This is a genomic window from Chroococcidiopsis cubana SAG 39.79, assembly GCF_003991895.1.
Taxonomy (GTDB): Bacteria; Cyanobacteriota; Cyanobacteriia; order Cyanobacteriales; family Chroococcidiopsidaceae; genus Chroococcidiopsis; species Chroococcidiopsis thermalis.
Genome location: NZ_RSCK01000179.1, coordinates 1 through 5,961, shown reverse-complemented (window position 1 = coordinate 5,961; position 5,961 = coordinate 1). Strand labels below are relative to the sequence as shown.

Genomic DNA, 5,961 nt, shown 5'->3' with positions numbered 1-5,961 from the left:
CAAGGCTTTGCTCCTACAAGGTTGAGCGCATAATTGCATCTTAGCTCAACTGGTATTCTGTTTGATAGAAACCGCCTTAACGGTGGAACGATTTACGTAAAGCGAGTCAAAAAGGGAACTCCTTCTGTGCAACCACTTTACTCTGATGAGATTCGCTCTCTGCGTAAGTTGCAACGAGATTATCCTTCTAGCCCCTATGTTTTCCAGTCTTCTCGACGTGGACCGTTAGCACGGGATACTGTAAGTGGAATTGTTGAGCGGGCTGGCGAGTTAGCAGGTTTCTCTTTTCCAATTCATGCTCATATGCTGCGGCATGGAACGGGTTACTATTTGGCGAATCGAGGTACCGATACTCGCACAATTCAGAGCTACCTAGGTCATAACAATATCCAACACACAGTCCGTTACACCGAACTTGCATCTGCCAGGTTTCAAGGTCTTTGGAATGATTAGTGTTTAAAACCACTGATTGCCGCCGATCTCCCCCGAAATTTTTCGCTCTCCTCTTAGCACGGGAACGTGCGATCGATCCAACCTTGCTGCACTTCAACTTGCCTTATTTAAAAGATGGTGTTGCCATTGTACCCCGTGGTAGTTTACGCTTTGCCGTCCAAGGGGCGGGGGCGCAGTTCGTCCACGGCGGGGCATCGCTTCAGGAAATCTGCGTACCAGTCATTACCTACCATCACCAAAGGGCAAAAGGCGACGAGGGACCAGCCCGTAAAGTAGGAGTACAGGTAAGTGCGAGAGTCCGACGGGTAACGAATAATCGCTTTAGCTTGACATTAGTACAGACTGAAGCAGTTGAGGGTAGATGGCGATCGCGTCAAATTACAGTTGCTTTGTACGATCCCCAAACGAATACACCCATCACAGACGTGAGAGGAGCCAAATTAAGTAGCAATAGCCCCCATCCCAGCGATCGGGAAATTAACCTGCGGTTGACCGTAACTACCGCTAATCCCCCTACTAACGCCTATTTAATCGTCAAAGATGCAGATGACGAGAGTGAATTGCTGCGAGAACCTTGGACAGTTAGTTTAGGAATCGCCAACGACTTTGGAGACTTCTGATCGAAATCTTCACCCAGTAGATGATACCAAATCATCTCCCCCTGCCCCCCTGCCACTTCTCCCCAATGGACGACCTGAACCAAAAACTCAACAACATTTACCCTGGAAAGGTAGTACGGAAAGACTTGACCAAGCGGATCAAAGAGGGTGCTAACGTACCCGTGTACGTGCTGGAATACCTACTGGGTATGTACTGTGCTACTGACGATGAAACCACCATTGAGGAAGGCGTTACTCGTGTAAAAAACATCCTAGCTCAGAATTACGTCCGTCCTGACGAAGCAGAACAGGTTAAATCTAAGATTCGGGAATTAGGGCGCTTCACCATCATCGATCGCGTGACAGTTACACTCAACGAGAAAAATGACATTTACCAGGGCGCATTAATGAACCTGGGTGTCAAGGGCATAGTGATTGATTCTGAAATCGTCAAACCTAACCAAAAACTCCTGGGTGGTGGTATTTGGTGCATCCTGCAACTAGAGTACGAAGCTGGGATGAAACCCAGCCCCTTCATTGTGACAAGCCTCAAACCGATCCAAATGCCCAGCGTGAATATGGATGAACTGTTTGCAGGTCGTCCAGCTTTTACTCGTAGCGAATGGATTGACTTGCTGATTCGCTCGACGGGACTAGAACCCACCACTACCAGTGAGGATGTGAAGTGGCATTTACTTGCCCGCTTAGTACCCCTTTGTGAAAATAACTACAACTGCTGCGAATTGGGACCGCGCTCTACAGGCAAATCTCACGTTTACAAAGAAGTTTCTCCCAACTCAATCTTGGTTTCTGGTGGAAAAACCACAGTAGCAAACCTGTTTTACAATATGTCCAGCCGCTGCGTAGGACTGGTAGGTTTATTTGATGTCGTTGCCTTTGACGAAGTAGCAGGCATCAGCTTCCACGATAATGATGGCGTGCAAATCATGAAAGACTACATGGCATCGGGTTCATTTGCACGGGGTAAGGCAGAGATTACCGCCAATGCTTCTATGGTGTTTGTCGGCAACATTAATCAAAGCGTGGAATCCTTGGTGAAAACTTCTCACCTGCTAGCACCGTTCCCCGAAGCTATGATTGACACTGCCTTCTTCGATCGCTTTCACGCCTATATCCCTGGTTGGGAAATTCCCAAATTTAGCCCCGAAAATTTTACCAATCAGTACGGTTTTATCGTAGATTACTTGGCGGAGTGGCTGCGGGAAATGCGGAAACGCAGCTTTGCCGATGCGATCGACCTTTACTTTCGATTAGGTAATAATCTCAAGCAACGGGATGTACAAGCAGTCCGCAAAACTGTATCGGGACTGCTGAAGTTGCTCTTCCCCGATGGCTCGTTTAGCAAAGACGACGTGCGCGATGCCCTGGTGTACGCCCTACGAGTGCGGCGGCGGGTGAAGGAACAGCTCAAGAAAATTGGTGGGATGGAATTTTACGACGTGCATTTCAGCTACATTGACTTGGAAACTTTAGAAGAACATTTTGTCTCAGTTCCAGAACAAGGTGGAGCGAGCTTGATTAGCCAAGACATACTAACTCCAGGTCACTTATACTTTGTCAGTACTGGGGATAGCGGTATCGTCGGCACGTTCAAACTCGAACTGCAAGCAGTACCAGGTAGTGGCAAGTTGGTACGCACTGGGGGCGCGAGCGCTACCAGGATGAAAGATAGTGTAGACATTGCCATCAATTACTTTAAAGCTAACGCTCAACGGGTTAGCAGCAGCATACACCCAAATAATTGGGATTTCTTGCTCCAGTTACCAGACTTGCAAGGAGCTGGGACACCGGAGGAAAGTGGATTAGCTTTGTTTGTTTCCTTATGCTCCGCTTCCTTAAAACGGAGCGTCCAGACACAATTAGCCATATTTGGTGAGATGACTTTAGGTGGTACGATTAACCCAGTCAACAATCTAGCAGCTAGCCTGCAAGTAGCCTTTGATGCTGGTGCTAAGCGCGTTCTCCTACCAATGGCAAGTGCCGTAGACTTAGTTAGCGTCCCACCAGAGTTATTTGCAAAATTTCAGACATCATTTTACGCCGATCCTGTAGACGCAGTATTTAAAGCACTGGCAGTAGATTGAAGAGGCAGGGGGGCATCGCTGCGCTTGGGAGCAGGGGAGCAGAGGGGAGAAGCTACATATAGATTCCCCCTTCCCCTGCGTTGAATTAAACGTCTAACATTAAACTCAGGTAATAACCCAACCCATCAGCAAGTAGTTGCTGACGTAAAGCGGATGGTATGGGAACGGCGCGAATTTGATAATTCCCTTTTGGTGAGGTGGGCTGCAACAACCCCGCATTGACCAGTACCAGTAAGGTGTTGCTTGCAACTTTTTTGTAGGTAGATTCTGACCACGCAGCCACAGCAGAACAAGAGTCTCGCTTGGTTTCAAAGAAAGTCCGTAAGTCAGCAGGAGTTACTAAGCGATCGCAACCCTTAATTTTGTCCAGCAAGACTTCAGCGATAAATTCCCGTAGCAGGCGATCTTCTCGCAGGATGAGGAACAGGATAGTAAGTCGGCGAATGTCAGGATTGCCAGTAGCAATAAATTGAATGTATGCCTCTGTTGTTTACCCAAGGCGTTTAAGGATAGTTTGCAGCGCCCGTGCGCGAGAAACTTGGGAGCGCAGCCCGAACAAGTCTTCTACTAATACTTGCGTGCGAATCTGCTCCTGGGTTACGCCTTGATGTATCAGTTGGGCAACCGTTGCAGTTTCAGTCAACACAAAAGCGTGGCTAGTTCGAGCAGCATAAGTGGTTTCGGTCATAGTGGTAGAGTAGGAATCTATTAACGATCGCTCTCGTATCGCGCTTACGTACATCCCTCGTAGCTTTCTCATCAACTCTTCTAGGGCTACAATAAATCCTACCCACCACTGATAAAAATTCCAGCAAGCTCAAGCCCTGGATTTCAAATTTAAGCTTTATGCACTTTTGCAGCTTTAATCGATCGCATGAGCGAATATCAATACTATGAATTTCAAACTCTAGACCGATCGCTGAACAAAACAGAACAAGCAGCGATCGCTCAACTCTCCAGCCGTGTGGAGTTAAGTACCACCAAAGCTGTGTTTACTTACAGCTATAGCGATCTTCCAGGCGACCCCAAGCAACTCTTGGCAAAATACTTTGACGCATTCTATTACATTGCCAATTGGGGTACGCAACAGTTGGCGTTTCGCTTCCCCAAAGCCCTCATCGACTCAAATGCTATTGAACCCTATTGTCTTGAGGATTGCATCAGTCTTTCTTACATGGGGGACTATGCCATTTTAGATTGGGAATTTAGCCAAGAGGAAGGATTTGATTATTGGATCGAAGGAGAAGGAATTCTTTCACAACTGGTCGGACTACGCCAAGAGATTCTCCAACAAGACTATCGGGGCTTGTACTTAGCATGGCTCAAAGCCATTACCCGATCGCCAGAATACATCACTTTGGAGCCAACACAACTAGAACCTCCAGTTCCTTCTGGACTGAATCAACTCTCCGATGCTCAAGCAGCCTTTAAAGAAATTTTTCAGCTAGACGAGCATTTGCTCAAAGCTGCATCCGCCTCTAGCAGCGAACCGACAGTTGTTTCAGAACAAACAATCGAGCAAGCGATCTCTCAGTTATCCCGCAGTGAGTGCGATGCTTTCCTGCTGCGATTGGCGAGAGCAGAACCCCACCTATCTGTCAAGTTTAGGCAAGAATTGTTGGGTGCGATCGCCATCGACTCTTCTGGCGATCGGTCTGTCCGAACCATTCAACAGCTTTTAGATGCAGCTCAAAAAGAGCAAGCAGAGGCAGAAAAACGGCAACGACAAGCAGCAGAGGCTCAGCGAATTCAAGAACTACAAGCATTAGCTGGACGGGAAACACAAGCATGGGACGAAGTAGAAGCACTATTACAAAAACCCCAAGCCAAGACCTACGATCGCGCCGTTGAGATATTAGTGCAGCTACGAGATTTAGCAAAATATCGAGATAAATATCCAGCCTTTCAAGAGCGATTGAATCAAATTTATGGGCAGTATAGTAAACGGACTGCTTTGATCGAACGATTGCGCCGAGCTAGGTTACTCTAGCCCAATAGTGCTTTGTCCGATTGACAGTAATTACATTACTGATGCGAATTGCCTTTAAGGGCGATCGCCCGCTGGTTTGTTGATGATGGTGAAGGGCGATCGCACCACAGGTCGAATACCAAAGTGATGCAGGAAGTTTGTACTATAAAAGTTGTATGTTACTCCGCAAAACCTTAAATGGCTGGTTGTTTCTTTCCCATATGCGAATATCCAAGTAGAGTTGTGTCTCACAAAAGTAGACTTCTTCGTAGGCAAGCCGCAAATTACGTTCAAGACTGTTCGGTTCAACGTCAGCAGCTTTGTTAGAGCCGATCGCTTTACGTAAGCCAAGCGACAAGATTTCTACTAAGTCATGACCGCAGCAGATTTGCCAAGGATCGTGACAATCGCTTTTCTGACTGATTAGCCGTTGTTTTAGATCTTCATCCTTTAAAGAGAATGCTTGGGATTTATTCTTAACTACTCTAATCAGTTTGAGTTCATCAATTTGTAGAGTTTGCTCATCAATGAAACTACTAAATGTAATACCATCAAAGGTCAGGTTTAATTGCTCACACTGAGAAATCCACAGTAAATAACCCACCGACATCCCAGTTTCGAGTAATACTAATTTTACATCTCGATTAAATTGGAGAATCTTCTGTTCAGAGCCTAGTTCAGTCACCACTTTATTGAATGCTGGCGATTTAATCAGCATAGTTTCAAGAGCGTGGGTATCAGTGCGGAGTAGATTAGGACTGGAGTTTAGACTAAATCAAGAAAAAAGCGGTCAATCCTGTTGAAGTGACCACTTTTTGGTCAATGCTGAGATTTA

5 protein-coding genes and 1 pseudogene are annotated in these 5,961 nt (G+C 46.5%); 4 read left to right on the top strand and 2 right to left on the bottom strand.

The annotated features are described in order from the left end of the window. The first annotated feature begins 33 nt into the window (after positions 1-33). From DSM107010_RS36315 to brxL, 3 genes are all read left to right on the top strand, one after another. Positions 34-453, top strand: a complete 420-nt coding sequence (locus DSM107010_RS36315) for a tyrosine-type recombinase/integrase (RefSeq protein ID WP_199756013.1) — start codon at positions 34-36, stop codon at positions 451-453. Continuing rightward, positions 453-1,073, top strand: a complete 621-nt coding sequence (locus DSM107010_RS36310; protein WP_181246491.1) for a PglZ domain-containing protein — start codon at positions 453-455, stop codon at positions 1,071-1,073. The genes DSM107010_RS36315 and DSM107010_RS36310 overlap by 1 nt, the downstream gene beginning before the upstream one ends. 65 nt (positions 1,074-1,138) lie before the next feature. After that, on the top strand, positions 1,139-3,157 hold the full coding sequence (gene brxL / locus DSM107010_RS36305) for a protease Lon-related BREX system protein BrxL (protein ID WP_106169508.1): 2,019 nt from the start codon (positions 1,139-1,141) through the stop codon (positions 3,155-3,157). A gap of 85 nt (positions 3,158-3,242) precedes the next feature. Here the strand turns inward: brxL and DSM107010_RS41830 are convergent. Next, a pseudogene (locus DSM107010_RS41830) lies at positions 3,243-3,845 on the bottom strand (DUF1819 family protein). Positions 3,846-4,031: 186 nt separating this feature from the next. On the opposite strand from DSM107010_RS41830, the gene DSM107010_RS36295 reads away from it, so the two are divergent. Then, a complete protein-coding gene (locus DSM107010_RS36295) occupies positions 4,032-5,147 on the top strand; it encodes a hypothetical protein (RefSeq protein ID WP_106169507.1) in 1,116 nt (371 codons plus the stop codon). 142 nt (positions 5,148-5,289) lie between these two features. Here DSM107010_RS36295 and DSM107010_RS36290 read toward each other — a convergent pair whose 3' ends face one another. Then, positions 5,290-5,844 carry a DUF4435 domain-containing protein gene (locus tag DSM107010_RS36290; protein ID WP_241994481.1) on the bottom strand — a complete coding sequence of 185 codons (555 nt, stop codon included), beginning with the start codon at positions 5,842-5,844 and terminating at the stop codon, positions 5,290-5,292. Positions 5,845-5,961 lie beyond the last annotated feature (117 nt).

Excerpts from the sequence above, each read along its gene's own strand:
- DSM107010_RS36295 (WP_106169507.1), top strand. The coding sequence starts at position 4,032 with ATGAGCGAATATCAATACTATGAATTTCAAACTCTAGACCGATCGCTG.
- brxL (WP_106169508.1), top strand. The coding sequence starts at position 1,139 with ATGGACGACCTGAACCAAAAACTCAACAACATTTACCCTGGAAAGGTA.
- DSM107010_RS36290 (WP_241994481.1), bottom strand. The coding sequence starts at position 5,844 with ATGCTGATTAAATCGCCAGCATTCAATAAAGTGGTGACTGAACTAGGC.